General features: G+C 56.7%; 22 protein-coding genes and 1 tRNA gene. 12 read left to right on the top strand and 11 right to left on the bottom strand.

All coding sequences use genetic code 11. From position 1 onward, the window contains the following. Window position 1: 1 nt before the first annotated feature. Window positions 2-238: a hypothetical protein gene (locus Q9R35_RS15730; RefSeq protein ID WP_042483850.1), complete on the bottom strand. Its 237-nt coding sequence runs from the start codon at window positions 236-238 to the stop codon at window positions 2-4. A 367-nt stretch (window positions 239-605) separates the two neighbouring features. Then, a tRNA-His gene (locus Q9R35_RS15725) sits at window positions 606-681 on the bottom strand. 196 nt (window positions 682-877) lie between these two features. Here Q9R35_RS15725 and Q9R35_RS15720 point away from each other — a divergent pair. The 6 genes from Q9R35_RS15720 (at window position 878) to Q9R35_RS15695 (ending at window position 5,567) form a co-directional block, all read left to right on the top strand. After that, on the top strand, window positions 878-1,504 hold the full coding sequence (locus tag Q9R35_RS15720; protein WP_042483855.1) for an L-threonylcarbamoyladenylate synthase: 627 nt from the start codon (window positions 878-880) through the stop codon (window positions 1,502-1,504). Between the two features lie 161 nt (window positions 1,505-1,665). Next, on the top strand, window positions 1,666-2,316 hold the full coding sequence (locus Q9R35_RS15715; RefSeq protein WP_042483858.1) for a site-2 protease family protein: 651 nt from the start codon (window positions 1,666-1,668) through the stop codon (window positions 2,314-2,316). 79 nt (window positions 2,317-2,395) lie between these two features. Next, on the top strand, window positions 2,396-3,301 hold the full coding sequence (gene dapA / locus Q9R35_RS15710; protein WP_009457899.1) for a 4-hydroxy-tetrahydrodipicolinate synthase: 906 nt from the start codon (window positions 2,396-2,398) through the stop codon (window positions 3,299-3,301). Further along, the gene (gene bamC, locus Q9R35_RS15705) at window positions 3,298-4,431 is read left to right on the top strand and encodes an outer membrane protein assembly factor BamC (protein WP_063692371.1); all 1,134 of its coding nucleotides are present in this window, start codon (window positions 3,298-3,300) and stop codon (window positions 4,429-4,431) included. Before dapA ends, bamC begins: the two co-directional genes overlap by 4 nt. Before the next feature lie 430 nt (window positions 4,432-4,861). Continuing rightward, entirely contained in the window at window positions 4,862-5,182 is a 321-nt protein-coding gene (locus Q9R35_RS15700) for a sigma factor-like helix-turn-helix DNA-binding protein (protein ID WP_063692369.1), read from the top strand. Between the two features lie 10 nt (window positions 5,183-5,192). After that, on the top strand, window positions 5,193-5,567 hold the full coding sequence (locus Q9R35_RS15695) for a DUF4880 domain-containing protein (RefSeq protein WP_063692367.1): 375 nt from the start codon (window positions 5,193-5,195) through the stop codon (window positions 5,565-5,567). 15 nt (window positions 5,568-5,582) lie between these two features. On the opposite strand, the gene bioD is transcribed toward Q9R35_RS15695, so the two are convergent. The 4 genes from bioD to Q9R35_RS15675 are packed head-to-tail and all read right to left on the bottom strand — an operon-like array spanning window position 5,583 to window position 9,978. Continuing rightward, window positions 5,583-6,275: a dethiobiotin synthase gene (bioD, locus tag Q9R35_RS15690; protein ID WP_311220108.1), complete on the bottom strand. Its 693-nt coding sequence runs from the start codon at window positions 6,273-6,275 to the stop codon at window positions 5,583-5,585. Further along, window positions 6,272-7,612: an adenosylmethionine--8-amino-7-oxononanoate transaminase gene (gene bioA, locus Q9R35_RS15685; RefSeq protein WP_199265493.1), complete on the bottom strand. Its 1,341-nt coding sequence runs from the start codon at window positions 7,610-7,612 to the stop codon at window positions 6,272-6,274. Before bioA ends, bioD begins: the two co-directional genes overlap by 4 nt. 6 nt (window positions 7,613-7,618) lie before the next feature. Further along, window positions 7,619-8,785, bottom strand: coding sequence for an 8-amino-7-oxononanoate synthase (locus tag Q9R35_RS15680; protein ID WP_197313740.1), 1,167 nt, complete (start codon window positions 8,783-8,785; stop codon window positions 7,619-7,621). After that, window positions 8,782-9,978 carry a cytochrome P450 gene (locus tag Q9R35_RS15675; RefSeq protein ID WP_311220107.1) on the bottom strand — a complete coding sequence of 399 codons (1,197 nt, stop codon included), beginning with the start codon at window positions 9,976-9,978 and terminating at the stop codon, window positions 8,782-8,784. Before Q9R35_RS15675 ends, Q9R35_RS15680 begins: the two co-directional genes overlap by 4 nt. 339 nt (window positions 9,979-10,317) lie before the next feature. Between Q9R35_RS15675 and Q9R35_RS15670 the strand changes: the two genes are divergently transcribed. Beyond that, on the top strand, window positions 10,318-11,379 hold the full coding sequence (locus Q9R35_RS15670) for an HNH endonuclease signature motif containing protein (protein WP_063692356.1): 1,062 nt from the start codon (window positions 10,318-10,320) through the stop codon (window positions 11,377-11,379). 56 nt (window positions 11,380-11,435) lie between these two features. On the opposite strand, the gene Q9R35_RS15665 is transcribed toward Q9R35_RS15670, so the two are convergent. The 4 genes from Q9R35_RS15665 to mutS all read right to left on the bottom strand — a co-directional run bounded on the left by Q9R35_RS15665 (window position 11,436) and on the right by mutS (window position 17,216). After that, on the bottom strand, window positions 11,436-12,680 hold the full coding sequence (locus Q9R35_RS15665; protein WP_311220106.1) for a benzoate/H(+) symporter BenE family transporter: 1,245 nt from the start codon (window positions 12,678-12,680) through the stop codon (window positions 11,436-11,438). Between the two features lie 144 nt (window positions 12,681-12,824). Next, complete coding sequence (locus tag Q9R35_RS15660) at window positions 12,825-13,052, bottom strand: hypothetical protein (RefSeq protein WP_311220105.1); 228 nt, start codon at window positions 13,050-13,052, stop codon at window positions 12,825-12,827. A 98-nt stretch (window positions 13,053-13,150) separates the two neighbouring features. After that, window positions 13,151-14,341, bottom strand: a complete 1,191-nt coding sequence (locus Q9R35_RS15655) for a JmjC domain-containing protein (RefSeq protein ID WP_042483884.1) — start codon at window positions 14,339-14,341, stop codon at window positions 13,151-13,153. 238 nt (window positions 14,342-14,579) lie between these two features. After that, complete coding sequence (gene mutS / locus Q9R35_RS15650; protein WP_311220104.1) at window positions 14,580-17,216, bottom strand: DNA mismatch repair protein MutS; 2,637 nt, start codon at window positions 17,214-17,216, stop codon at window positions 14,580-14,582. A 217-nt stretch (window positions 17,217-17,433) separates the two neighbouring features. Between mutS and Q9R35_RS15645 the strand changes: the two genes are divergently transcribed. The 5 genes from Q9R35_RS15645 (at window position 17,434) to Q9R35_RS15625 (ending at window position 25,592) form a co-directional block, all read left to right on the top strand. Then, a complete protein-coding gene (locus Q9R35_RS15645; protein WP_311220103.1) occupies window positions 17,434-18,546 on the top strand; it encodes a YncE family protein in 1,113 nt (370 codons plus the stop codon). 12 nt (window positions 18,547-18,558) lie between these two features. After that, window positions 18,559-20,754, top strand: a complete 2,196-nt coding sequence (locus Q9R35_RS15640; RefSeq protein WP_197313746.1) for a TonB-dependent siderophore receptor — start codon at window positions 18,559-18,561, stop codon at window positions 20,752-20,754. Window positions 20,755-21,028: 274 nt separating this feature from the next. Continuing rightward, entirely contained in the window at window positions 21,029-22,207 is a 1,179-nt protein-coding gene (locus tag Q9R35_RS15635; RefSeq protein ID WP_311220102.1) for an efflux RND transporter periplasmic adaptor subunit, read from the top strand. Then, window positions 22,201-24,159, top strand: a complete 1,959-nt coding sequence (locus Q9R35_RS15630; protein ID WP_311220101.1) for an ABC transporter permease — start codon at window positions 22,201-22,203, stop codon at window positions 24,157-24,159. Before Q9R35_RS15635 ends, Q9R35_RS15630 begins: the two co-directional genes overlap by 7 nt. Before the next feature lie 32 nt (window positions 24,160-24,191). Beyond that, entirely contained in the window at window positions 24,192-25,592 is a 1,401-nt protein-coding gene (locus tag Q9R35_RS15625) for an efflux transporter outer membrane subunit (protein WP_311220100.1), read from the top strand. On the opposite strand, the gene Q9R35_RS15620 is transcribed toward Q9R35_RS15625, so the two are convergent. Continuing rightward, entirely contained in the window at window positions 25,545-26,309 is a 765-nt protein-coding gene (locus tag Q9R35_RS15620; protein ID WP_197313749.1) for a glucosamine-6-phosphate deaminase, read from the bottom strand. The two genes, Q9R35_RS15625 and Q9R35_RS15620, sit on opposite strands and share 48 nt — an antisense overlap. Window positions 26,310-26,414 lie beyond the last annotated feature (105 nt).

Genomic DNA, 26,414 nt, shown 5'->3' with positions numbered 1-26,414 from the left:
TTCAGGTGTTACGTTGCTTGTCGGGCAGGTCCGGACGTTGGTAGAGGCTGTGCATCCAGGATGGATTCGGCTCACCGCGGGCGGCAAATTGCTGCAGGCGGGAAGGGGAGCGCCATACGCCACCACCGATGCCGGGGGAGGGCTGGACGCCGTACCAAAACCATTGGCCGTCTTCGTCTTGTGCAAGCCAGTCCCAATTGGCGGGTGCCTGATCCCAGCAGGGGAAACCGAGTGTCATCAGCAAACTTCCAGAAAATGGGACAGATTAGAGTATAAGAAAGCGTGGTTTTGTGCCAGTTTCTATTACAGAACGCGCGGGCTGAAAAGTAGGGTGGACGATGGGGGAGAGGCTTGTGAGCGGCAGGCCCGGCAATTTTGCGGGCTGGGGCGAAGGCTGAGGTGGGCATTGGCCTGGGTTTCACAATCGAACACAGTTTATTGTCCTGTCCGAACTTGTGCGGGGGTGTGCGAAGGCGCCAAACTTGCTACGATGAACAAACGCAAAAAAGCCCGCTACGTGGCGGGCTTTCAAGTATGTTCTTGTCCAGTTCCTGGTCTTGTCACCATTTAAGGAGATCTGCAAAACCTTGGAAGCGGTAAATTTCTGGGGTGACCGATGGGGCTCGAACCCACGACAACCGGAATCACAATCCGGGACTCTACCAACTGAGCTACGGTCACCACTGTGTACTGCTTTTTTTGCTTCTGGCCTACATCAAGGTGGGCTGCGAAGTAAAAAATGTATTCTAGCATGCTTTTTTCAAATAGTGCAACACTCGTGCAAGAATACTTCGACCCTGAGTCTTGCTCCGGTCTTGCCGGTCACGGCGTGACTCAGGTTTAATGATTTCCCCTCGTAATAGCAAGGAAGCGCGAAATGTCTCAATTATTCGTCGTTCATCCCGAAAACCCCCAACCCCGCGCATTGGCTCAAGCAGCCGAACTATTGGCTAAAGGAGGGCTGCTCGCCATTCCTACCGATTCCAGTTATGCCGTTGTCGCTCGTCTGGACGACAAGTCCGCCGCTGACAATCTGCGTCGTTTGCGTGGCTTGGATGATCGTCATCATCTGACCTTGCTGTGTCGTGATCTGGCCGAGATCAGCCACTTTGCCAAAGTGGACAATCCGCAGTATCGCTTGTTGAAAATGGCCACCCCCGGCCCCTGGACCTTTATTCTGGAAGCCACCAAGGAAGTGCCGCGCCGCGTGTCGCACCCTTCGCGCAAAACCATTGGTATTCGGGTGCCCGACCAGAAAGTGGCCCTGGCCCTGATGGAACAAGTCGGCAGCCCCTTGATTTCCACCACTCTGATTCCTGACGGCGAAGACGAACCTTTGAACGACGCCCAGGAAATTCTGGACCGTTATGCCCACCAGTTGGCGGCGGTTGTCGATGGTGGGCCTTGCCCCTTGCAGGCCACTACCGTGATTGATCTGACCGGCCCCACGCCGGAAGTGCAACGTCGTGGCTCGGGTGATCCTGCCACGCTGGGCCTGTCCTGATCCCCCGGACTTGCACAAAACTCGCGTCCAGGTGCCTATCCGTGTTTCAATTCTGAACCTTGGGGCAGCACTCGCTGTCCCAATCAGACAGGCTGATTGCAGGCGGCTTATCGTCCTGACAGAGTAGGGGGACAAGTCCCCGGCCTGGACCAAGGATCACCATGGACTCTTTTATACAGACCTTGACGGTCTATGCTTTGCCAGTCATTTTCGGTATTACGCTGCATGAAGCCGCCCACGGCTACGTCGCCCGCATGTTTGGCGACCCGACGGCCATGCTGGCCGGTCGCATCAGCCTGAATCCACTGCGTCATATCGACCCTATTGGCACGATTGTGGTGCCGGCGGTTCTGTTGCTGTCCAGCGCCATGATGGGCATGGGTGGCATCCTGTTTGGCTGGGCCAAGCCCGTCCCTGTGGATTGGGGGCGCTTGCGCAACCCCAAGCGCGACATGCTCTGGGTGGCCTTGGCAGGACCGGCCTCCAATATGGTGATGGCTATTTTGTGGGTTCTGTATGCCCATTTGATGGTCAAGATCGGGCAGGGCGACAGCCGCTTCTGGATGGGCATGGCAGTGGCAGGCGTACAGGTCAACCTGGTTCTGATGGCGCTGAATCTGCTGCCTTTGCCGCCTTTGGACGGCGGACGCATTGTATTTAGTCTATTGCCTAATCGTTTGGCCTATCATTATTCTCGTATCGAGCCTTATGGCATGGTCATTCTGATCCTGCTGATGTTCACCGGCGTGCTGTGGACCCTGATGAGTCCTCTGATTGCGCTGGGCGAAGGCATATTGAAATGGTTCTTATGATTTAACGGCTTATCCGTTAAACTTGTGAGTCATATTTTTTTTCGGCTATAGGGCCTTAAACCCGGAGATTCATCTCATCATGGCAAGTTCGGACTCTGCTATTTCCAATTTTCAGGGCAGCATGGTTGCCCTTGTTACACCCATGGATCCCAATGGGGGTCTGGATTTTGCCGCTTACCGAAAGCTGATCGACTGGCACATTCAGGAAGGAACGCGTGTGCTGGTGGTCGTTGGAACCTCGGGCGAATCGCCCACGGTGTCGGTGGATGAACACGCTGAACTGATCAAGGTAGCCGTTGAACACGCGGCTGGCCGTGTACCCGTGATTGCTGGTGTGGGTGGCAACTCCACTCGCGAGGCCATCGAACTGTCGCGTCACGCCCAGGAAGTGGGTGCAGACGCCGGTTTGTCGGTGGTGCCTTACTACAACCGTCCTACCCAGGAAGGTATGTATCAGCATTTCCGCGCCATTGCGGAAGCGGTGGATCTGCCTCAGTTCCTGTACAACGTGCCTGGTCGCACGGTAGCCGATCTGCAGAACGACACCGTGCTGCGTCTGGCTCAAATCCCCAACATCATCGGTATCAAGGATGCAACGGGCGACCTGGCTCGTGGTGGCCTGCTGCTGCGTGATGCGCCGGAAGACTTCATTGTGGTCAGTGGTGATGATCCTACCGCTGCTTCGTATATCTTGCTGGGCGCCAAAGGCAATATCTCCGTGACGGCCAACGTGGCCCCACGCCTGATGAGCCAGTTGTGTCAGGCCGCTCTGGATATGGACGTACCTACCGTACGTCGTTTGAATGCCTATCTGGCAGGTCTGAACAAGAACCTGTTTGTTGAGGCTAACCCCATCCCCGTGAAATGGGCAGTTGCAGAAATGGGCCTTACTCAGCTGGGATATCGTTTACCATTGACGCCGTTAAATGCACAGCATCACGAGTTGCTGCGTCAATCTTTGAAACTTGCGGATCTTCTTCCATGATTGCAAAGCCAGTTAATAAAAGCCTGATCGGGCTGTCTTTGAGCCTGTTGGTGCTGTCGGGCTGCTCGACAATGGACCAGATTATGGGCCAGGGCGAGTCGGTGAATTACAAGAGTACGGTTGCAGGCGATCCCTTGAGCATTCCGCCGGATCTGACCCAGGCCAACCGCGACGCGCATTACCGTGCGCCAGAAGGTGCCACGTCCTACTCGGTCTACTCGCAAGGTCAAAATGCGCAGCAGGTCAAAGGCGGGGCGGACGATATCTTGCCTCAGTCCGATGCCATCAAAGTGATGCGTGACGGCGATTTGCGCTGGTTGGTCGTAGACCGCCCCGTGGAAGACCTGTTCCCCCGCATTATTGAATTCTGGGGTGATCACGGGTTTACCATCCAGTCGCAGGATCCACGCGCTGGTTTGATCCAGACCGACTGGGCTGAAAACCGTGCCAAGATTCCGGAAAGCTGGATACGCAGCGCCCTGGGCTCCATCATTGACCAGGTCTTTGACAGCGGCGAACGTGACCGCTTCCGTACCCGCTTTGAGCGCGTCGGCAACAAAACCGAAATCTATGTGTCCCACCAGCACATGGAAGAAACACCGACGGCAGACGGAGCCGCCTTTAAATGGGTGTTCGCCAAAGAGGATCCAGGTCTGAACGCAGCCATGCTGGCTCGCATGATGGTCTTCCTGGGTTCGGATATTGAAACCGCACGTGAACAAGTGGCCAATGCCACCAAAGATCCTGCTGGCGTTCAAGTCCAGGCTTCGGACAAGGGCGATCAGGCCGAGTTGATGCTGAACGAGTCCTTTGACCGTGCATGGCGTCGTGTTGGCGTAGCCATCGACTCCGCCGGTTTCTCGGTTGAAGATCGTGACCGTTCTGCTGGTGAGTTCTTCATCCGCTATCTGGATTCGGATACTGGCGAGAAGATCGAGCAGCAAAACATCATTGGCCGCATCTTCGGCAGCCGCAACACCGCCGAAGCCACACCATTCCGCATCAAGCTGAGCGCCCAAGGTGCTGGCACGCGCGTCACGGTGCTGGATCAGCAGGGTCAGGAACAGACCACGGCGACAGCCAAGCGCATCATCAATGTGCTGTCCACCAATCTGCGCCCCGGCAACTGATTGTTTTGAGTCGGCCTGCGGGCCGTCTGGAAAAAGCCCTGGTTTCATGCCAGGGCTTTTTTTATGTCTTTGCCCCGTACTGCGTGACCTTGCGCTTTTTCTCTTATCGAAGAAGAGCTAACAGGGGCAAGGAATACTATGAGGGCAAGGTGATTAGCGCTTGTTTTCCCTTTACAGAAGAAGAGGCACTTGACGGCTTTTTCCTGAAAGGACGCAGTACTTTTTTCAGGCTACGCCGGGCTTTGTTGGTAGTGTCCGTATTGCTGTTGTCCCTGAAAGTGGCGCAAGGCCTTTTTCTGGCAGGGGCTTGAGAGAGAGCACCTTTTATTTTGTGAGGAGAGTTAATCTTTCTTGAGCAGGGCTGGACTTTCTCTAAAACAGTAAAGATAATAGGAACCATTATCATTTGATATGTTTTAGGGAGTGGCCCATGCTGAAATCGTTTTGCCGTAACGGTTTAAGTTTTTGCCTGCGTATGCTGCGTGGCACACAAGCCTCTGCTCACGCTCCTTCAGAACCGGGTGCCCATGTGCTGGCCATGATCGAGGCCTTGCCTCGTCGTCGTCGTGAAGCCTTTGTGCTGCATCGCTTCGAGGGCCTGAACTACAAAGAAATTGCGACACACATGGGCACCAGCCCCCGAGTGGTTGAGCACTATATCCGCATGGCCATGCTGGCGTGCCGTCATAATCCAGCACCGGTCAATCGGGCGGACGGGGCAGTGCCGCGTCCGGCTGGTTCGTATGTCTAAGGACGAGCACATGCAGCACATTGATGAGCAGGCCTTGAGCTGGCTGCTCAAACAGCACGACCCCACACATCAGAACGATGCCCGCAGCCAGTCTGCTTTCCGGGCCTGGTTGTCCATTGATCCCGAGCATCAGGCCGCCTTCTTGCGCTGGAAGCTGGAGTGGGAAGCCATGGATGGAATCAGCGAGGAGCATCTGAGTCGTTTGCGTGCAAACTCCCGGCAAGCTGCAGGCGCGGCAGGGTCGGGGACATGGCGTCAACGTTTGCTAAATAGCTGTTTGGACGCCTGGTCCACCAACCCGGCCTTGCGCTTTGCCTTGGGTGGCGCAGTGTGTCTGCTGTTGGGAGTGGCATTTTTGGGTAGCGTAGGTAGCTACTTTCTATAAGTCCTGTCCAAAGGCCTATTCTCTATCTTCCCAAGGCGTGCGTAGATATTGCGCAGCTTGCTGGATACGCTCATCCAGTGTTGTGGCTTCCAGTCTTGGAATGACACCCAGGCAAGGGCCCGGCAGATAGTCATGCAGCGTTTGCAGATTTTCCTGGGCATAACTCATCTCCGGCGCTATGTGGTTGGCGACCCAGCCCAGTAAGGGCAAGCCGCTGGCGCGTATGGCTTGAACCGTCAGCAAAGTATGATTCAATGCACCCAGACGTAAGCCGATAACCAGTACCACGGGCAACTGCAAAGCCTGCGCCAAATCTGCGCCTGTCCGTCCTTGACCCAGAGGCAGCATGAAGCCTCCCACTCCTTCAACGATTGCATAGTCGGCTTGTTCTGCCGCTGCTTGAACTGACTTTTGGATCAGGGCCGGGTCTAATTCGATTCCTGCTTGCTCAGCCAGAATGTGGGGTGCCGCAGCGGGCTTAAACAAGTACGGTGTCAGTGTTTCCGGATCAAGTTTCAGTCTGGAGTGCCGGGCCAGCGCGTCCACATCTTCGTTATGCAGACGGCCCTCTATTTCTTCGGCTCCCGACGCAATAGGCTTGATCCCCAGCGTGCGAGCGCCGCTTTGGCTTAGCAAATGAAGCAAGGCTGAGCTGACCAGCGTTTTGCCAATTTCCGTATCAGTGCCCGTCACAAAGCAGGCCCTCATGCGTATTCCTTCAGCAGACGACCCAGGCCATGCAGGAAATGCTCCACCTCTTTCGTACCCCATAGATAGCCGGGCATCAGGTACACCGTATTGCCGATAGGGCGCAGCATCAGCCCCTGTTGCAGGGCAGAGCGGTAAAAGCGTCGAGCAAAGCCCTGGTGGTCGTAGCGAGCCGGGCCTGTATCCAGCTCGAAGGCCCAGATCACCCCGCAGCGGCGCAGATGCTGCATCTTGGGATAGTGTTGCCTCAGTTTGTGCAAACCCTCGTCTAGCGCTTGTCCCAGCGTTTTTTGCAGCTCATAGACGGGGTATTGCTGGAACAAGTCCAGAGTAGCCAGCGCTGCGCGGCAGGCCAGGGGATTGCCGGTATAAGAATGGGAATGCAGAAAACCCCGGCGCAAGTCCTGATCATAAAACCCTTGATAAATCGTGGGGCCGGAGAGCACCACGGACAAGGGCAGCGTGCCGCCGGTAATTCCCTTGGACAGGCACAGCAGATCAGGCCAGATACCCGCCTGCTCGCAGGCGAAGAAGGTGCCGGTACGCCCGCAACCCACGGCAATCTCGTCCAGAATCAAATGCACCTGATGGCGGTCGCACAGCTCGCGCGCACCGCGCAGATAATCGGGGGAGTGCATGTGCATGCCTGCCGCACATTGCACCAGCGGCTCCAGAATCACGGCGGCAATGTCCTGATGGCTCTCCAGAATCTGTTCCAGCGATTGCAGTGCGTTTGTGGTGACCTGGCTGTATTCGTCTGGGCTATGGGCCTGGCGCAGATCGGGACTGGCTGCGGTGTATTGCTGGCCCAGTTGCGAGCCGTAGCTTTCCCGGAACAAGGGCACATCGGTTACGGCCAGAGCACCCAGCGTTTCGCCGTGGTATCCCTGTGCAATGCCTACAAAACGATGCTTGTGCTCCTGGCCCTGGTTGCGCCAGTAGTGCACGCTCAGTTTCAGCGCAATTTCCACGGCAGAAGCGCCGTCGCTGGCATAAAAAGCATGGCCTAAACGATGGCTGCTCAAGACGACCAATCGTTCGGAAAGCTGCACAACTGGCTCATGGGTCAGGCCGCAGAGCATGATGTGATCCAGTTGCTGAACCTGATCGCTAATTGCCTGCACCAGATGCGGATGGCTATGTCCAAACAGATTCACCCACCAGGAGCTGATGGCATCCAGATAGGCGTTGCCGTCGGCATCATACAGCCAGGCGCCCTGGGCGCGTTTGATCGCTAACAGCGGCACGCCTTGATCGTGATGCTGCATTTGAGTGCAGGGATGCCAGACCGCTTGCAAGCTGCGTTGGGCCAAAGGGGGAAAGGAGTTTGAGTTCATGGCAAATCACCGTAAAGAGTGGGCGGCTTCATGTAGTGCCTGGACCAGTTTTTCAATATCCTGATGCCGATGGGCGGCAGACAGGGAAATGCGTAATCGGGCTTGGTGGCGGGGAACAGTAGGCGGGCGTATGGCCGGCGCCCAAATCCCTTTTTGCAGGAGAATGTCGGACAGTTGCAAGGCAGGGTCCACCTCGCCCATCAGCAGGCTTTGCACCGGCGTGTCGGACGGCGCCAGACGCCAGGGCAGATCCTGGCTGAAGGTTTGCAGCGCTTGGATGTGTTTTTTCAGCAAGGCTCGCTGAGGTTGGGCTTGTTTGATCAGCTGCAGACAGGCCAGCAAGGAAGCGCAATGCGCTGGAGCCAGCCCAGTGCTGTACACATAGCTGCGGGCGGATTGAGTGAACCAGTCTGCCAGACTGTGGGAGCAGGCAATAAAAGCCCCGCCTTGCCCGGCTGCCTTGCCAAAAGTCCCCAGATAAACCAGGCGCTGACGTTGCGTGGTATTGAGCAGGAAATGCTCTGGCGCTCCTCGCCCGTTTTCGCCCAAAACCCCCAGGCCATGTGCATCGTCCAGATACAACAAGGCATCGTGGCGTTCGCATAAGGTGATCAGCTCATCGACCGGGGCAACTGTCCCGTCCATACTGAACAGGCTGTCCGAGATTACCAGCTTGAATCCCGTCGTTGGCCTGCCGAGCAAATCATCCAGGCGCGCCATGTCTCTATGGGGATACACACGTAAACGGGCGCCGGATAGACGGCTGGCATCAATCAGGCTGGCGTGGTTCAGCCTGTCACAGAAGATCGTGTCGCCAGTGCCGACCAGCGCGGGAATGACACCCAAGCTGGCTTGGTAACCACTGACAAAAAGACGGCTGGCCTCAAAGCCACTCCAGTCAGCCAGCTCCTGCTCCAGTTGATGAGCCAGCGCATGATGCCCGCAAATCAGCGGGGAGGCCGTGGCTCCGGCTACATCTTGTGCTGCCAGTAGTTTGAGTTGTGGATGCTGACTAAGGCCCAGATAGTCATTGCCGGCGAAGTTCAGCAAGACCTGACCATTGCGTTCGATATGCGCGTCCGGCAAGGGGCGGCTGATTGCTCTTTTCCTCCACAGCTTCCGGGCCTTCAAAGCCCCCAGTTGCTGATCCAGATGAGCGAGAAAAGCACTCATGACTGCGTAGCCCGGTATTGAACCGGCAAGCGGTTCCAGCCCCGATAGGCGGGGAGCTGAATACGCTCACCTTGAGCCAATTGCAGGCGAGGTAGCAAAGGCAGGAACTGCTCAAGCACCAGTTTTGCCTCCAACTGAACCAAACCGGCACCCAGACAATGGTGAATCCCGTGGCCCATGGACAGCTCAGCCTGATTGTCACGGCTGAAGTCCAGTTCATCGGGATTGGCAAAAACCTCTGGATCCCGGTTGGCAGCGCCCAATAGCAAGAGCAGCAACTGCCCTTTACGCAAATGCTGACCGTGCCAGTGCTGGTCCTGCATCAAACGTCTGGCTGTGTATTGAATCGGGCTGTCGTGGCGCAGCACCTCTTTGATCGCAGCAGGAATCTTCTGCGGATTCGATAGCAAGTGCTGCAGCTTTACGGAGTCGCCAAGCAGAGTCTGAAACAGGGAGCTGAGCAGGTGCCGGGAGGTTTCATAGCCCGCAAAGAGCAACATACAGGACTGCGCCAAACGCTCGCGCCTGCCTTGAAGAGAGAGTTGCTCGTCATGCAAAAGCCGCCAGGCCAGCCCACCTTCTTGCAGATTGGTGCTGTTCCCCAGAAAGCCAGCCATATCCAGCAAGGCGTCCTGCGTATCCATCAATAAAGGCAGAGCCGGCGTGGCTTGGCCAATGAAACGTGCCAGTTGCTCTGACCAGGCCTGAAAAACAGATAAGGGTAGCTGCTGCAAACCGAGTACATCCATCATGACCAAGGCGGGGAGCGGGCGACAGACCTCATCAACCAGATCTGCAGGACCATGCCGCAGCTTGTCTTCCAAACCAAGATGGATTTGCGTAACGCGCTTTTCAATCGTGCCGTGCAGGGCTTCCAAAGCCTTCGCACTAAACGCCGCATTGACCACCCGCCTGACTCGTGTGTGACGGGGGCGATCCAGAAAAACCAGCGTCCGGGCCATCAAGCCCTTGAAGGCTTGCAGACGTGGGGAGGGAGCAGCGCCCGCCTGAGCCACCCACCCGCCTACACGCCGCACACTTAAATCAGGATTACGCAGGGCGGCTTGTACATCGCTATGTCTATGAACCAGCCAAGCCCCTCCGCAGAAATCCGCATCCCACACCAAAGGCGACCCCTGCCGAAGGCGGGCATAAGCCGCATAGGGAGACGCAAGATTGAAATCGTCAAACATGACACCGTTTCCTGAAGATCAAAGCCAGCGCAGGCTAGCACTTGAGCCGAAAAGAGGCAGTCAGGAGATTGTGTCTATTAATTCTTTCTGGGTGTTTTTTATGGGGTAGAGAGAAAATAGGCGAAGAAGAGAGGGGTTGGTCTATGGATTGTGTCTATTTTTTACAATAAAGTATGGGCTGAAAAAGAGCCTTGAGTCTGTCGTTGCCTTTTAGGTGTGCTTGATTGCAGCAGTTGTTGTGGTTCGAGACGGCAGACGAGAGTCGGAGATACCCGGTGCTCTTATGTTGTAATCCCACTTAAAACAATATGTGTTTGAAGCTGTTCGAACGGAGATCTAATGACGCCTATTCAGGAAGCTCGCCTTTATATTCGAAATCATGTCCTGACCCCCGCACGAGAGCATCCTTTATTGGATACAAAAATAAAGAATAAAGTGCGTAGCGTGGATATTTGGGTGGAGCGGTTTGAGAGGGTCGGAGATCTTCTGAGCTATTTAAACCGTTTTCGAATTGGCTCGAATGATCCCGTCTATCAGGCTTTGCACGAACAGGGCCTAAAGACTTTTGAGGATATTGTTCCCGAGTTTGAGAAACGTTTTTCTTTTTGGGCTCATGATCGAGTGCGGCCCTCAGATTTTATTGTTGGCTCGCAATATACCTCTCATCAGATCCTCATTTTTGCGCGTAACTACGACACACGTGCAGGAGGAATGTTCGTTTTGACCTCAGATGGGATTCCATCTGCAGTGATTATCAAAGCGACCTTGTCTGGAGGGCAGTATGCCAATCAATGGATACAGGAACCTTCGAGACTTAAGTACTACTTAAAAAGTATCAACGGGAAATTTAGTGAGAAGTTCAAAGCTAATGCATCGATCATTAGTAATCCCAATATCCCGATTCTTACCTTTGTAAGACGTGGGGAAAAAGATATATTCAGTTATCAAGGCGTTTTTAAATACGTGGGTTTGGTTGGGGAAGCTGATGGGTCTAAGTGGTTTGATCTGGCTAAAGACGACGAGAGGGCTGAGGTTGTAGAAAACTCCACGTATGCAAAGGAGGAGTTAGCTAAGCAGGTGGAGGTTGCGCGTCGCTCTACGCCTGAGCAACGCAAAGCACGACTTAGAAATGCCAGTAAGAAACCTTCGAAAATATGGGTACTATCTGCAGAGTTTAGGCGTAATCCTGATGTGGTGGCAGAGGTTCTAGAGCGGGCGTCGGGGAGCTGTGAAGCGTGTAAAGAGCCAGCCCCATTTAAGCGAAAATCAGATGGAACGCCTTACTTAGAGGTGCACCATAGGATTCAGTTGGCACATGGAGGGGAGGATACCGTGGAGAACGCGATTGCTCTATGTCCGAACTGTCATAGAAAAGCGCACTTTGGTCCTGGATTAGATTGAGTTGGATACAAGCTAAAAGCTGGGTAAGGCTACCCAGCTTTTTTAGATATTCAGACTTAACGAGCGTTTGTGCCTATAGATAAACCTTCTGCAGGCACTCCCTTTTTTTGTCGCTGCGGCAACTTCCCATTCAAAATGAAGTACACCAGCAGACCGATTACCAGTCCCCAGAAAGCCCCGCCAATCCCGAACAGCGTGATATTGGCTGCCGAAGCCAGGAAGGTGATCAAGGCTGCTTCCCGCGACTTGATGTCTGCCATGGCCCCCGCCAGGCTGCCGCCAATGGTGCCCAGCAGCGCCAAGCCCGCCAGTGTGGTGATAAATGTTGCGGGGAAGGCCATGAATACAGCGGCCAGCGTGACCCCAAAGACTCCCACCAGAATGTAGAACACACCGGCGGCAATCCCGGCAACCCAGCGTTTGGACGGATCCTGGTGCGCCTCCGGCCCGGTGCAGATGGCGGCGGTGATGGCGGCCACGTTCATGGCGTGGGAGCCGAATGGGGCCATGACCAGTGAACCCAGGCCGGTCACCCACACAATCGGGTTGGCGCTGGTACGGAAGCCGTCGTTACGCAGGACCAGCATACCGGGCATGTATTGGCCAGTCAGCGTGATCAAAAACAAGGGCAAGGCCACGCTTAGCAAGGCATTCAGGGTGAAGACCGGCATGGTGAACACCGGCGCGGCCAGCTCCAGTTTCAGGCCACTCAGGTCCACGCGATGCTCCAGCAGCAGGAAGCTCAGGCCCAGGATCAGAATGCCCACTACAGCGTAACGTGCGGAAAAGCGTTTGATGATCAGGTAGGCCAGAATCAGCAAGCCGGCCAGCTTCGGGTCCAGTGTCATGCTGCCAAAGGCTCCAATGCCAAATTGCAGCAGAATCCCGGCCAGCAGACCTGCGGCGATGCCGTTGGGAATCAGGCGGATCAGGCGCTCGAAGTAGGAGGACAGGCCCAGGACCACAAAGGCCGCTGCCGAAATCAGGTAGGCGCCGACGGCTTCTTCATATGGCGTGGTAGCCAGAGCCGTAACCAGAAATGCAGCGGCGGGCGTGGACCAAGCGGTGATGATGGGTTCGCGCGAGACCCAGCTCAAGAGCAGACCCGTAACACCCACACCAATGGAAATCGACCAGACCCAGGATGCTGTCAGCTCGGGGCTGAGGCCGGCGACTTTGGCGGCCTGGAAAACCAGAATAAAGGTGCCGCCGTAGTTGACGATAACCGAGATCAAACCGGCCACGATAGGCGGGATCAGGTCGCTGACTAAATAGGATGAGGACGATCGAGAGGTAGACATAGTGCTCTGCGCTTTCCAAAAGGAGAGATGACAAACGAGCACTATTTATAGCGATTAAATGGACTGTCCAGATAGGACGCTTTCTTGATGTAGGGCAGACCACTTTTGAGTTGGGTAGGTGCCTGACTAGATTGCGTGGGGTGGCTACGTGATTTTGAGTGTGGCCCGAGCTGGATTGAAGCTGGGCTGCAAAGCCAATAATGGTGGCTTTATGACGAGTTGCTCGTCTTGTGAATCGCGTTTTGCATGATAGTACTTTTTCTTGCTGTACGGCGTGAATAATACTGCTGCAACTGCAACTGCAACTGCAACTGCAACTGCAACTGCAACTGCAACTGCAACTGCAACTGCAACCGCAATCAGCAAATACATCGGGCTTTCGATTCCTGGGGGGCTAGAAATAAAAAAGCGAGGCAGCCTGCAAGCTGCCCCGTTTTTTTTCTGAGCTCGCCAGAGCTAATGGCTCGTGCTCAGTTTTCCTTGAACTGCAACCAGCCGTCATCCAGCCAGGCATTCAGCATTTCGCGTTCATCTTCATCCAGGGCTTCAAAACTGTCACCGGGAATCAGGAGTTCACGCTGGTCAGCCAACAATTTCAGCGTTGGGCTGGCAGGGCAGGGGGCGACCTCACCGTTGATATACAGCTCATCGCCGCGGTACATCATGCGTGAGCAGCGGTCCAAAGCCAAGCGGCCTTCAGGCAGCTCGGGGTCGTGTAGATCAACTGGGTCTTCGGCAATGTCGAACCAGCTATTGCTGGGCAATTCGGTCAGCCAGACGCCCAGAAAACGTGAGGCCAGCGCTTCGTCAAAACGAATGGCGTTCAAGGCATCCAGCGACTTCTGAATCAGGTTTTCCGGCAAGGCGGCAGGCGTGGTGCTGGCCTGTGCGTCCGGGTCGGTGTAGCGTTGCTGCATGGCCTCGGGCATGGACATCGGTGGGTCGGCGTACAAGCCAAAACCTTCACCACTGGCAGCAGCCAGTTGATCCGATGCGGCATCCATCAAACCACGGGCCAGCGTTGCCTGGGTGGGCGAGCGAAAGCCGATGGAAATCGTCATGCAGTCGCCAATCGCAATTCCGTCATGTGCCACGTGCGGGGGCAGATATAGCATGTCGCCGGGTTCCAGGATGAACTCTTCTTCTACCTGGAAATCGCGCAAAATCTTCAAGGGCAGGTCAGGCACCAGGCTCAGGTCTTTTTGCTGGCTGATGCGCCAGTGACGCTTGCCGTGGGCTTGCAGCAGGAATACGTCGTAGCTGTCGAAGTGCGGGCCTACGCCACCGCCGTCAGAAGCAATGCTGATCATGGCGTCGTCCAGACGGGCATCGCCAATGAAGCGGAACTGACGCATCAGGGCTGCGGTGTTGTCGTCGTGCAGATCCACGCTTTGTGCCAGGGCGGTCCAGTTGGGCTGCGAGGCGGGCGGCAGCTCGTCAAAAGGCCCAGTTTCCATTTCCCAATCTTCGCCGTCATGGATGATCAGGCGCGACTCGACCTCTTCACGCGTTACCAGCTCGCGGATATTGTCTATGCTCAGCGAGTGCTTGAAATTAGGGATGGCGCCGCGTATCAATAAAGGTTTGCGTTGCCAGTAGGTTTGCATGAACTCATGCGCGCTGATGCCGCCCAAAAGGGTCAATGGCTGGTCGATATTCATGGACTGCCCGAACAAGAATTAAATTAGCCCGTAGCTTAACTGATCCGGCTTGTCCCGGTGTATGGCTAGCCTGCGTATCAGGCGTATCCAGCGCAAAGAATCCAGAGAAATACTCACGAAATAGAGTGATTGATTCACGATGGGGGGGGCTAAAAATGATTGATTGTCGATCTGCTCGCCAACGGCCCTCGGAAAACTGCATAAAAAAGGGAGCCTCTTGGGCTCCCTTCTGGACTGTTTAACCCGTCGCCTTCATCTCTTTTTTCCAGCGATACAGCAGATCCAGAGCATCGCGTGCGCTTAGGTCATCTACATCCAGTTGCTTGAACTGATCCAGCAAGTCCAGTGCTTTTTCTGTGGTCGGATCAGGCTCGGCGACCGTGGTTTCCGGAGCGCTGCCTGCATTGAACAAGTCCAGTTGTGCGCTAGGATCATTCTGGGCTTCCAGGCGGCTTAGCTCGCGGCTGGCCTGGCGGATAACCGCAGAGGGAATGCCGGCACGCTGTGCAACCTGAATCCCGTAACTGCGGCTGGCCGGGCCTTCCTGAACTTCGTGCAGGAACACAATGCCTGAAGCCGATTCTGCGGCGGCCAAGTGCACGTTGGCTGCGGCAGGCAGCTCGTTGGGCAGGCGTGTGATCTCGAAATAGTGCGTGGCAAACAGGGTCAGTGCCTGATTGTGGCTGAGCAGGCGATGCGCGATGGACCAGGCCAGGGCCAGACCATCATAGGTGGAGGTGCCACGGCCAATTTCGTCCATCAGCACCAGGCTGTAAGGGGTGGCGCCGGCCAGAATGGCTGCTGCTTCAGTCATTTCCATCATGAAGGTGGAGCGGCCACCGGCCAGGTCATCAGCCGCACCGATACGGGTAAAGATGCGGTCGATCTGGCCAATACGGGCTGTGCTTGCCGGTACAAAACTGCCAATGCGGGCCAGCAAGGCAATCAGGGCAACCTGACGCATATAGGTGGACTTACCGCCCATATTCGGGCCGGTAATCAGCAACATGCGACGCTGTGCGTGCATTTCGCAGTGGTTGGGCGTGAAGCGCTCGATGCTATGTTCCACCACCGGGTGACGGCCTGCCTCAATCCAGATGCCGGCCTGTTCGGTCAGCTCGGGGGCGACCCAGTTATTGTCCAGCGCATGCAGCGCCAGGGAGGACAGGGTATCCAGTTCAGCCAGGGCACTGGAGCACAAGGCCAAGGGCCCTGCATAGCTTTGCAGCTTGTCCAGCAGTTCATCGAACAGGAACTTCTCGCGGCTCAGGCTGCGGTCCTTGGCGGACAGGACTTTGTCTTCCCACTCTTTCAGTTCAGGCGTGATGAAGCGCTCGGCATTTTTCAGTGTCTGGCGTCGGCGGTAGTCGTCGGGAACTTTGTCGGCCTGACCGCGGCTGACTTCAATAAAGAAACCGTGCACCCGGTTGTATTCGACGCGCAGGGTGGCAATGCCGGTGCGCTCGCGTTCGCGGGCTTCGATCTTGACCAGCACATCACCGCTGTCACTGGCCAGGCTGCGCAGCTCGTCCAGATCGGCGTCGTAGCCGTCGGCAATGACACCGCCATCGCGTATCAGCAAGGCAGGCTCGGAGGCGATGGCAGACTGCAGCAAGCAGGCCAGTTCCGGGTCCAGAGCCAGGCTTAACAAATGCCCATGCAAATGCTCGGACTGGCCAAAGTTTTGTTCCAGCTCCTGACGCAGTTCAGGTAGTGTTACCAGCGCATCGCGCAAGCTGGCCAGTTCCCGAGGACGTACGCTGCGCAGGGAAATACGCGTGGCAATACGCTCCAGGTCCGGGAAGCGGCGCAGGGCATGGCGTAGCACACCCAAAGGATCGCCTGCATTCAGGCTGGCGCTTTGCTGGGTTTGGAAAAACAGCGATACCACATCCTGGCGCTGCTGAACGGCATGGTTCAGACGCAAGGGGTGGTGCAGCCAACGGCGCAGCAAACGACTGCCCATGGGGGTCTGGCAATGATCCAGCGTGGAGAACAGGGTTGGGCTGGTTTCACCGCTAATGGTTTCGGTAATTTCCAGGTTCTTGCGTGTGACAGCATCCAGCACCAGAAAGTCCGAGCTGTGCTGAACGCGGATAGCGGTAATGTGAACCAGGGACTGGGACTGCGTGCTGCCTACATAGCGCAGCAAGGCTCCGGCTGCCGCCGTTGCCGCAGGCAGATCGTCCAGGCCAAAGCTGGCCAAGGAAACCAGATCAAAATGGTCCAGCAGGGTTTCGCGCGAGCCATCCTGCGCAAAGTGCCAGTCCGGCAAGGTGTGGCAACTGGCTTGTGGCAGTTCCGGGGCAGGGCGCAGCGATTCGGGGTAGACCAGTTCTACAGGGCCGATACGGTTCAGTTCCGTATCCAGCATGTCCGGCTCGCACTGGCTGACCAGAAACTCGCCACTGGCCAGGTTCATCCAGGCCAGCCCCACCATTTCCTGACGTTGCACCTTGATCAGAGTGCAGGCGGCGATCAGGCGGTCTGCCTTGGGAGGCAACAAGGCGTCATCCGTCAGTGTGCCGGGGGTGACCACACGCATGATCTTGCGTTCGACCGGGCCTTTGCCGGCAGCAGGGTCACCGACTTGCTCACAGATGGCGACGGACTCGCCCAAGGCCACCAGACGCGCCAGATAACCTTCCATGGCATGAAAAGGCACACCCGCCATTGGGATAGGCTCGCCGTTGGAGGAACCACGCTTGGTCAACGTCAGGTTCAGCAGGCGTGCGCCACGTTCGGCATCGGCGTAGAACATCTCATAGAAGTCCCCCATCCGATAGAACAACAGATGCGAGCCAGCCTCCGCTTTGAGCTGAAGGTATTGACGCATCATGGGCGTGTGGGCGGACAGATCGGCAGCAGAAGTCATAGCGCAGTACAGGTCAGGGAATTCAACAACAAGGCCGCCCAGAAGGCGGCTGAGTCGATATTGTAGCGAGCGCAGTCAAGTGGGGGATAGGGAGCGGGCTGATTTAGTCCCGCGTATTTCCCCTTAAAAAGAAGGGATATCCCGATTTTGAGCATGGAAGTACTTGATGTAATAATACAAATGATAATTACTTCCATTTCGAAAATAGGATATCGTCATGTTCACACGTCGCCTTGCCTTGTCTGTCTTGTCTGCCGCTTTGCTCAGCGCAGGATCGCTTGCCCACGCTCAAACGTCCGAAGCGGTCCCGCTGCCCCTGACGCCGGAGCTGGCACAAACGACCTCGATTACGTCAGAAGGAGCCTTGCGCAAGGATCTGGCCTACGGGATTTACCAAACGGTTTACAGCCCCTTTGACAATTCCTTGTATGTAGCCTCGGCAGAGCGGGCACCCTCGGTTCGTGGTGGTGTGATCTATAAGCTGGACCCCATCACCCTGGATGTGAAGGGGACGATTTATACCGACGAGAGCAACTTCGGCCTGGCAAGGAACGCGTCGGGCGACACACTGTATGTCACCAATAGTCTGGCCGCGGCCGCCTCCAAAGTGGAGTTGAAGGAGGACGGGGGCATAGAGCGCGTCCGTTTCAGCAACAAGAGCTTTGATGACACCAAAATGGGGCCGCGCACGATTCGTCACGATCCCCAGCAAGGCCGTGTGTATGTGGGCGCCGTAGGCGCGCCTGCCGTGATCTGGGTATTGGATGATCGTAATCTGGAGCTGATCGATACCATTGAAAACGCAGGCAAATGGGTGACCGGCCTGCTGGTGGATTCGCCCTCGCATCGTTTGTATGCCGCCAATGGCGATGGCGAAGTGATGGTGGTGAACACCCAAACCAACAAGATCGAACAGCGCTGGAAACCGGCTGGCGTCAAACCCGCCTTGCTCTTGAATTTCGCGCTGGACTCGGCCCGCAATCGTCTGTATGTGACTGAAACCAAAGACCAGAAGACCGTGTATGTGCTGGATGCCCGCGACGGTAAATTGCTGCAGGAACTGCCGGTGGGCGATGCCTTGGACGTGTTGTACAACGCCGATCGTGACGAGCTGTATTTGACTCACCGCGAGCAAGGCAAGTTGTCTGTACTGGATGGAGCCAGCTATGCGATCAAGGCGCAATACAACTTGCCCGATAACCCCAACAGCCTGGAGCTGGGCCCGGATAGTCAGTTGTACGTCACTGTTAAAGCACCTTCCACCCCTCAGTACAAAGCCAGCAAGCGCGAAAGCGTGGTGCGTATTGACCTGAAGAACATCAAGGGTTGATAGGTAATCGTGATGACACGTCTATTTAAACCTTGCCTGGGCCGCTCCCTTGTCTTATCCCTGCTTGCTCTCCATGTACAGGCTCAGGCGCAAGACCAGGCGAATGTTGCCCAGGCGCAGGAGTTGTCCACCATTACCGTCAATGCCAGTGCGGATGCTTCGCGTCAGGGTTTGTTGCCCGAGTATGCGGGCGGCCAGGTCGCCAGTGGTGGTCGGGTGGGGATATTGGGTTCTCTGGATAATATGGACTCGCCCTTTAGCGTCAACAGCTATACCAGCCGCTATATCGAGCAATTGCAGGCATCCACGGTAGCCGATGTGGTGCGCCATGATCCTTCCGTGCGGGTGGCGCGTGGTTTTGGCAACTTCCAGGAAAGCTTTTTCATTCGGGGCTTTTTGACGGCTTCCGATGATATTGCCTACAACGGTTTGTTTGGTTTGCTGCCCCGGCAAGCGACCGCGGCCGAACTGGCCGAGCGTATTGAAGTGCTGCATGGAGCTGGTGGCTTTCTGTACGGTGCGGCACCTTCTGGCGGTGGCATTGGAGGCACGATTAATGTGCTGCCCAAACGGGCCGGCGAGAACCCGCTGACCAAGGTTGGTGTGGGTTATGGCAGTGGCGGGCAAAGCCAGATCAAGGCGGATATTTCGCGCCGCTTTGCGGATGATGCGGCAGGTATTCGCATCAATGCCATCAAGCGCAGCGGTGATACGGCGGTCGACAATGAACATACCCGTCTGGACCTGTATACCGTTGGGATGGATTGGCGTGGTGAGCGTGTACGCTTGTCTGCCGACCTGGGCTATCAGGAGCACAAGCTGCGCGAAGTCCGGCCCAATGTCACCTTGCAGGCCGGCTTGTCGGCCTTGCCGGAGCTGCCCTCTCACAAGCGTAACTTTGCTCAGCCCTGGACTTATTCCAATGAGAAAACTGTCTTTGGCACCGTGCGTGGGGAATATGATCTGAATGATTCCATCACGCTGTGGGCGGCCTTTGGCATGAAAAATGGCAAGGAAGAAAACCAGCTGGCGGGCCTGACAGTGACCGATGCGGTTTCGGGTAAATCTACCTTTTCGCGTTTCGATAACTCCCGACGAGATGATGTGAAAACGGGCGAGCTGGGCTTGCGAGCCAGTTTTGAAACCGGCCCTGTGCTGCATGAGCTGGTTGCTGCGGCTTCTCTGTATGACCACAAGGAGAAAAACGCCTGGGCCATGGGCAGCGTGCAGGACAGCAATCTCTATGACCCTGTGAACTATGCCTTGCCGCCCATTGCCTTTTCGGGCGGGAATCTGGGCTCGCCAGCCTTGGTGGGTCGCACCAAATTGAGCAGCTACACCCTGGGCGACTTGATGTACCTCTGGGATGACAGGCTGGAAGTCATGCTGGGTGTACGCCATCAAATTATGGAAACGCGCAGTTATGACTATGGCACCCAGGCCCTGCAGCGTAAAGACCGTCAGCAACACACCAGCCCTGCGGCGGGCGTGGTGTTCAAGCTGACTGATGAATGGGCCTTGTACGGCAACTACACGGAAAGCCTGGCGCAAGGTGATCTGGCACCGACCCGTTTTAATAATCAACCCGTTCAGAACGCGGGGCAGCGCTTGTCGGCCTTTGTGGCCAAGCAAAAAGAGCTGGGCATCAAGTACGACAATGGCTCTATGGGCGGTGGTTTGACTTTCTTCACCACGACCAAACCGCGGGGTGTCGTGAACGACGATCTGCGTTTTGTTGAGTCGGGCAAGGATAGGCATAACGGGCTGGAGCTGAGCTTCTATGGTCAGCTGACGGACTCCCTGCGTATTCTGGGTGGTGTGACTGCCCTGGATACCAAGCAGAAAAACACGGGTGATCCGTTGAGCGAAGGTCAGCGCGTGATTGGTGTGCCGCGCTGGCAGGGCAGTCTGGGCTTGACCTGGGATGTGCCGCAGGTGACCGGCTTGTCGCTGGATACCCAGTTGCTGGCTACCGGCGCCCGTTATGCGGATTCGGCCAATGCGATCCGTGTGCCAGGTTGGGTACGTTGGGATCTGGGAGCCAGCTATCAGCGCAAGGTCTCCGGTGTACCCATGACATTCAGGGCCAGCGTTGAGAACGTGGCCGATACGACTTACTGGGCTTCAGTTGGCGGTTATCCCAATAATGGCTATCTGGTCTTGTCGCAGCCACGCACGTTCATGTTGAGTGTCTCGGCGGAGTTTTAAGGAAGGGAGCAGGCAGGGGATCAAAACCCTGCCTGATTCGACCCCTCCACCCCTACTTCCAGCCCATCGCTATAACTTTTACAAAATAAATGTCCGGAAAGTGGGCTCTCAAACGTCTTTATAAGGAAGGCCTGAAAAAGAACCTCTTGCCCTGTCCGCTTGATTGCGTTGGATGGGTAAGCAAGCCTCTGCCTTCTTGACCACTATTACTTTTTTGATCACCTGCCAGGCATGATGCGGCGGGTGCAGATCTACGGTTTTAACGGAATTATTTATGAAGTCCAAAGCAGTGAAGCGCCGCTGGGCGTTGGCCCTGGTGGCGGTGCTGGTACTGGGGGCGCTGGCCGCACAGGCCGGGCGTTCTTCAGAGCAGTTTGAAACGGTGGCCGTGGAGCAAAGCGATATACGCGCTACCGTTGCTGCGGTGGGGACTTTGAAGCCCAGTCGCTATGTGGATGTGGGGGCACAGGTGTCGGGGCAGATTACGGCTTTGCCGGTTGCTCCGGGCGATCAGGTCGAGCAGGGCCAGTTGCTGGTGGAAATTGACCCCAGCGTACAGCAGGCCACGGTCGATGCAGGCTGCGCTTCGCTGGCGGCATTTCGCGCTCAGTTGGCTGAGCAACAGGCCCAGCTTTTGTTGGCGCGCCAGCAGTTGACACGTCAGCGCCAATTGGAGCGCCAGCAGGCCAGTCGTCAGGAAGATATACAGATTGCCCAGGCGAATCTGGCGACGGCTCAGGCGCGTGTCGCCCATGTGCAAGCGCAGATGGAGCAGACCCAGGCCACGCTGAAAGCTGATGAGGCGCGATTGGGCTACACGCGCATTTACGCGCCCATGAGTGGCACCGTGATTGGTGTGCAGGCCCGTGAAGGCCAGACCTTGAATGCCACGTACCAAACCCCCAATATTTTGCGCATTGCAGACCTGAGCACCATGACGGTGTGGACCAGTGTGTCCGAGGCGGATATTCGCCGCATCAAACCCGGCATGACGGTGACGTTTACAACCTTGGGCGAACAGGGCGAAACACAGGCGCGTCAATGGCAGGCCAAGGTGCGGCAGATCATGCCGGCACCCGAAGGCAGCACGCAGGAAGAGACCACCGCCACGGCGCCAACAGCTACACAGGCCATCATGTATACGGTGCTGTTTGATGTGGACAATGACGACGGTGAATTGATGCCGCAGATGACCGCGCAGGTGCTGTTTGAAATTGATCGTGCCGATCGGGCTTTGCTGGTGCCTCTGGTGGCCTTGCGTCCTGACCCGCAGCGCGGTCCCGATGCCTTCAAGGTGCCGGTGCTGGAGCAAGGCAAGCTGCAGGAAAAGCCGGTCAGCCTGGGGGTGCGCAATCGACACCAGGTGCAGGTTCTGGATGGGCTGGCCAAGGGTGAGCAGGTGGTGCTGGCCGTGGTGGCGGCTGAGCGTGGCTGGCGGTGGTTGCAATGGTAGGGTCCGCTCCTGCCTTGATTGAGCTGCGCGACATCTGCCGTATTTATGGTGGCCCGCCCAGCACGAAACCGGCTGTGCAGGTCTTGTTCGATGTCAGCCTGAGCATTGAGCCGGGCGAGTTTGTGGCCATTGTGGGCGCATCGGGCTCGGGCAAGTCTACCTTGATGAACTTGCTCGGTTGTCTGGACAAGCCCAGCAGCGGCACCTATCTGTTTCAGGGTCGGGATGTTGCACAGTTAAGCGCGGATGAGCTGGCTGCCTTGCGTCGGGAAACGTTTGGTTTTGTGTTTCAGGGCTATCACTTGATCCCTACCGAAACGGCCAGTGAAAACGTGCAGATGCCCGCGATTTATGCGGGCATGGACGAGGCCAGCCGGGCTGAGCGTGCCGCGCATTTATTAAGCAGTCTGGGCTTGGCGGACAAGCTGGACAATCGACCCAATCAACTGTCTGGCGGTCAGCAGCAGCGCGTGTCCATTGCCCGTGCCCTGATGAATGGCGGCCGGGTCATTCTGGCTGACGAGCCTACGGGTGCACTGGATTCGCGCAGCGGTGCGGAGGTCATGGCCTTGCTGCGCGAGCTGTCGGACTCGGGGCATACGATCATTCTGATTACCCACGATCACCAGGTGGCCGCGATGGCAGACCGGGTGATCGAGATTCGTGACGGCTGCATCCTGTCTGATAGCCGCTCGGATGCGGCCCAGGAAACAAGGGCCAAGCCGCCTTTGATGGAGTCGGAAAATCGTCGCTCGCCCTGGCTCTCGGAAATCAAGGACGCCGCACGCAGTGCCTTGCGCAGCATGTTCATTAATCGGCATCGCACGGCATTGACCTTGCTGGGCGTGATTATTGGGGTGGCCTCGGTCATTGTCATGCTGGCGGTGGGCGAGGGCGCACGCCAGCGCGTGATGGATCAGATGGGCACGATGGGCACCACCATCATGTACTTGAGCAGCTCCTCGCCACCCAATGGTTTGCCCAAAGGCCAACTGACGGATGAGGACCTGGAAGCGATTGGAGAGCTGCCTCTTATACGGCGTGTGATGCCCGTGATTGGGGACCCGATTACTGTGCGGCGTGGCAGCGTGGACCGTCAGGTGTACGTGTTTGCCGCCAATGAAACCATGCCGGATATTCACCGCTGGAAGCTGGCACAAGGCCGTTACTACACCGATGCCGAGGACCGGGACCTGGCTCCTCTGGTTGTGCTGGGACACCGTGCCGCCAGGCATTTCTTCCCCGATATGGATGTGCCGTTGGGGCAGCAGCTCCTGATCGGTAATTCGCCTTTTGAGGTGATCGGGGTGATGCAGGAACGGGGTGCCGATTCGGGTGCACAGGACTACGACGACATGGTGTTTGTGCCCTATCACGCGGCGCGTGCCCGTGTGTATCAGGCCCAGACGCAGCCCGACTATGTGGTGATTGATGCGCAGGACAGTTCCACCGTTCTGGAAGCGGAACAAGACATGCGTCAGTTGCTGACACAGCGTCATGGTGGGCGAGAAGACTTTTCAATCGGGAATGCAGCGGCTCGCTTGCAGACTGAAGCGTCCACGCGTCAGGCCATGAGCATGATGCTGGGCCTGATTGCCGCCGTGTCTTTGGTGGTAGGCGGCATCGGGGTCATGAATGTGATGTTGATGACGGTGCGTGAACGTACACGGGAAATTGGCATACGCATGGCAACAGGTGCACGGCAAAGTGACATCATGCGCCAGTTTCTGACCGAGGCGGTTTTGTTGACGATTACAGGCGGTTGCCTGGGCGTGCTGGCTGGTGCTGTGGTGGGTATCGGCCTGATTTTTGGTGGGGTGGATGTGGTGTTTTCCTTGCGGGCAGCCTTGGGCGCCTTTGGCTGCGCCGTGGTGACGGGCATGGTTTTTGGCTATATGCCAGCACGAACGGCGGCTGCGCTGGACCCCGTTCAGGCTTTGGCAGGGGAGTAAGCATGGCTCATTACCGATGGATAGCAGGGGCCATGAGCACGCTTGTGCTGCAAGCGTGCGGCTCCTTGTCCTCTGATCTGGACAAGAGCCCGCCGACGCTGCCCCAGGCGTATCAACAGCAAGTCAAGGCGACACCCAGTCCTGTACTGACCCAGGTAGAGCCGGGGTGGTGGCGTGCCTATAACAGCCCCGGCTTGAACAGCCTGATGCAGGAAGCCTTGAAGGATGTGGCGGTGCTGCGTCAGGCACAGGCCCGGATCTTGCAGGCGCAGGCCCAGGCACGCATGGCCGGGGCCAGTTTGCTGCCGGAATTGCAGGGCAATGTCTCTGCTCAACGAGATGCGCCGTTTTCTTCGTCGCATGGTGATTCCCGCTCGCAATATGTGGCCGGTGTGTTCATGAGCTACGAACTGGATGTGTGGGGACGCCATCGTGCTCAGGCCGATAGTGCCGTGTTCCTGGCCCAGGCGGCGAATTACGAGCTGGATGTGCTGCGTGTCAGCGTGCAGGCGCAGGTGGTGCATTTAAGCCTGCAAGCCTTGGGCGATAAACAGCGTGTCGCCATTGCTCGTCAAAACCTGGTCGTTGCACAACGCTTGTTGAGTTTGCTGGAAGCGCGCTTGCAGGCGGGAGCGGCTTCGCCTTTGGAACTGGCACAGCAACGTCAATTGCTGGCTTCGCAACAGCGCAAATTGTTTGTGATTGAAGAGCAGGCCATTCGCACGCGGGTAGAGTTGGCGACCTTGTTGGGCCGTACTGAAATCATGCCTGAGCCGCAGGAAGATATTGCCAGTTTGCAGGTGCCGGAGCTGGAGGCAGGTTTGCCTTCACAGCTACTGTCGCAACGTCCTGATATTGCGCGCATCGAGGCTCAATTGTCAGCCGCTCATGCAGATGTGCATGTGGCTCGCGCTGCCATGTATCCCAGTCTGACTTTGGGAACCAGGGCTGGGGCATCGGGTAGTCGTTGGGAAGAAAGCTTGCGCCATCCGGTCTACAGCCTGATCAGTGGGCTGGTGGCGCCCATCTTCAATGCTGGTCGTCTGCAGGCAGGCAAGGATTTGAGCGACGCTCGTTTGCAGGAATGGCTGGCGCAGTATCGTCAGACCATTGTGCAGGCTTATATGGATGTGGAAGGCGTGCTGGCACAACTGCATAGCCTGGATGCTCAGGCGCAGACCATGGAACTGGAGTGGGAGCAAGCCAGGCTGGCGTTTCAACTGGCCGAAGCACGTTATCGCTCTGGCTCGGAAACCTTGTTGTCTTTACTGGATGCGCAGCGTACCTTGTACGCCGCTCAGGATGTGCGCGTCAGCTTGATGCAGTCGCGTTTGCAGTCCCGCGCGGCGCTCTTCCGAGCGCTGGGCGGGGGCTGGCAAGCTGGCTCAGGCAGCTTGGCTGATCAGGGGACGGTGGCAGAGGCTGGGGTCTAGCAGGCTGGCAGCCGCCTCGTCCAGCAGGATGTGGGTGTTGGCGTGCTGCTTCAAGGCCGTGAAAGGCAACTCGGGCGTGACACCGCCTTCCTGATAATTGAGCATGGTGCGAGCCTTGTGCTCGCCGGTGACCACTAGGGCAATTTCACGGGCGCTCAGAATATCGGCAATCCCCATGGTGATGGCCGATGCGGGCACTTCGTCCATGGAGTCAAAAAAGCGGCTGTTGTCGATACGGGTGCGCTCGGACAGGGCAACCACATGCGTGCGGCTGTCAAAAGGGGTACCCGGTTCGTTAAAGCCAATGTGGCCGTTGGTGCCGACGCCCAGCAGTTGCAAGGCGACACCACCGCTGGCAGCAATCGCAGCGGAGTAGTCCTGGCAGTGCTGTTCCAGTTCTTTGGTCAGGCCATTGGGCAGATGCAAACGTGCAGCATCAAAAGGCAATTGGCCGAACAGGTGCTGGCGCATGTAGTAGGCGTAGCTTTGTTCGTGCTCTGCCGACAGGCCCACATACTCATCCAGATTGAAGCTGTTGATTTGGGAGACATCCAGCCCATTGGCACGCACGTCCTGCACGAAACGGGCGTAAACGGGTTCCATGGTCCCCCCGGTTGCCAGACCCAGAGTCGCTTGTGGATCCTGACGAATAATGTCCTGAAGACGGGCGCTCAGGTGTGCCGCAATGGCGGCAGAATCGGGGAAGACTAAAAACATAATCTTGTTCTATGTATGGGCTGAATAAGTTGAAAAAAAACTTCGCCGCAAGCACGGCGAAGTTTGATCTTCCGAAATTCTAATGGGACAAAGATGTAACGTCAG

Source organism: Alcaligenes sp. AB3 (genome assembly GCF_031844565.1).
In the GTDB taxonomy this organism is placed as follows: domain Bacteria; phylum Pseudomonadota; class Gammaproteobacteria; order Burkholderiales; family Burkholderiaceae_B; genus Alcaligenes; species Alcaligenes faecalis.
Note: the sequence above shows the minus strand (reverse complement) of the source record. Positions and strands in the feature narration are given on the sequence as shown.

Bases quoted from the DNA above. Each gene is read 5' to 3' on its own strand.
- Q9R35_RS15730 (WP_042483850.1), bottom strand. From the start codon at position 238: ATGACACTCGGTTTCCCCTGCTGGGATCAGGCACCCGCCAATTGGGAC.
- Q9R35_RS15720 (WP_042483855.1), top strand. From the start codon at position 878: ATGTCTCAATTATTCGTCGTTCATCCCGAAAACCCCCAACCCCGCGCA.
- Q9R35_RS15715 (WP_042483858.1), top strand. From the start codon at position 1,666: ATGGACTCTTTTATACAGACCTTGACGGTCTATGCTTTGCCAGTCATT.
- dapA (WP_009457899.1), top strand. From the start codon at position 2,396: ATGGCAAGTTCGGACTCTGCTATTTCCAATTTTCAGGGCAGCATGGTT.
- bamC (WP_063692371.1), top strand. From the start codon at position 3,298: ATGATTGCAAAGCCAGTTAATAAAAGCCTGATCGGGCTGTCTTTGAGC.
- Q9R35_RS15700 (WP_063692369.1), top strand. From the start codon at position 4,862: ATGCTGAAATCGTTTTGCCGTAACGGTTTAAGTTTTTGCCTGCGTATG.
- Q9R35_RS15695 (WP_063692367.1), top strand. From the start codon at position 5,193: ATGCAGCACATTGATGAGCAGGCCTTGAGCTGGCTGCTCAAACAGCAC.
- bioD (WP_311220108.1), bottom strand. From the start codon at position 6,275: ATGAGGGCCTGCTTTGTGACGGGCACTGATACGGAAATTGGCAAAACG.
- bioA (WP_199265493.1), bottom strand. From the start codon at position 7,612: ATGAACTCAAACTCCTTTCCCCCTTTGGCCCAACGCAGCTTGCAAGCG.
- Q9R35_RS15680 (WP_197313740.1), bottom strand. From the start codon at position 8,785: ATGAGTGCTTTTCTCGCTCATCTGGATCAGCAACTGGGGGCTTTGAAG.
- Q9R35_RS15675 (WP_311220107.1), bottom strand. From the start codon at position 9,978: ATGTTTGACGATTTCAATCTTGCGTCTCCCTATGCGGCTTATGCCCGC.
- Q9R35_RS15670 (WP_063692356.1), top strand. From the start codon at position 10,318: ATGACGCCTATTCAGGAAGCTCGCCTTTATATTCGAAATCATGTCCTG.
- Q9R35_RS15665 (WP_311220106.1), bottom strand. From the start codon at position 12,680: ATGTCTACCTCTCGATCGTCCTCATCCTATTTAGTCAGCGACCTGATC.
- Q9R35_RS15660 (WP_311220105.1), bottom strand. From the start codon at position 13,052: ATGTATTTGCTGATTGCGGTTGCAGTTGCAGTTGCAGTTGCAGTTGCA.
- Q9R35_RS15655 (WP_042483884.1), bottom strand. From the start codon at position 14,341: ATGAATATCGACCAGCCATTGACCCTTTTGGGCGGCATCAGCGCGCAT.
- mutS (WP_311220104.1), bottom strand. From the start codon at position 17,216: ATGACTTCTGCTGCCGATCTGTCCGCCCACACGCCCATGATGCGTCAA.
- Q9R35_RS15645 (WP_311220103.1), top strand. From the start codon at position 17,434: ATGTTCACACGTCGCCTTGCCTTGTCTGTCTTGTCTGCCGCTTTGCTC.
- Q9R35_RS15640 (WP_197313746.1), top strand. From the start codon at position 18,559: ATGACACGTCTATTTAAACCTTGCCTGGGCCGCTCCCTTGTCTTATCC.
- Q9R35_RS15635 (WP_311220102.1), top strand. From the start codon at position 21,029: ATGAAGTCCAAAGCAGTGAAGCGCCGCTGGGCGTTGGCCCTGGTGGCG.
- Q9R35_RS15630 (WP_311220101.1), top strand. From the start codon at position 22,201: ATGGTAGGGTCCGCTCCTGCCTTGATTGAGCTGCGCGACATCTGCCGT.
- Q9R35_RS15625 (WP_311220100.1), top strand. From the start codon at position 24,192: ATGAGCACGCTTGTGCTGCAAGCGTGCGGCTCCTTGTCCTCTGATCTG.
- Q9R35_RS15620 (WP_197313749.1), bottom strand. From the start codon at position 26,309: ATGTTTTTAGTCTTCCCCGATTCTGCCGCCATTGCGGCACACCTGAGC.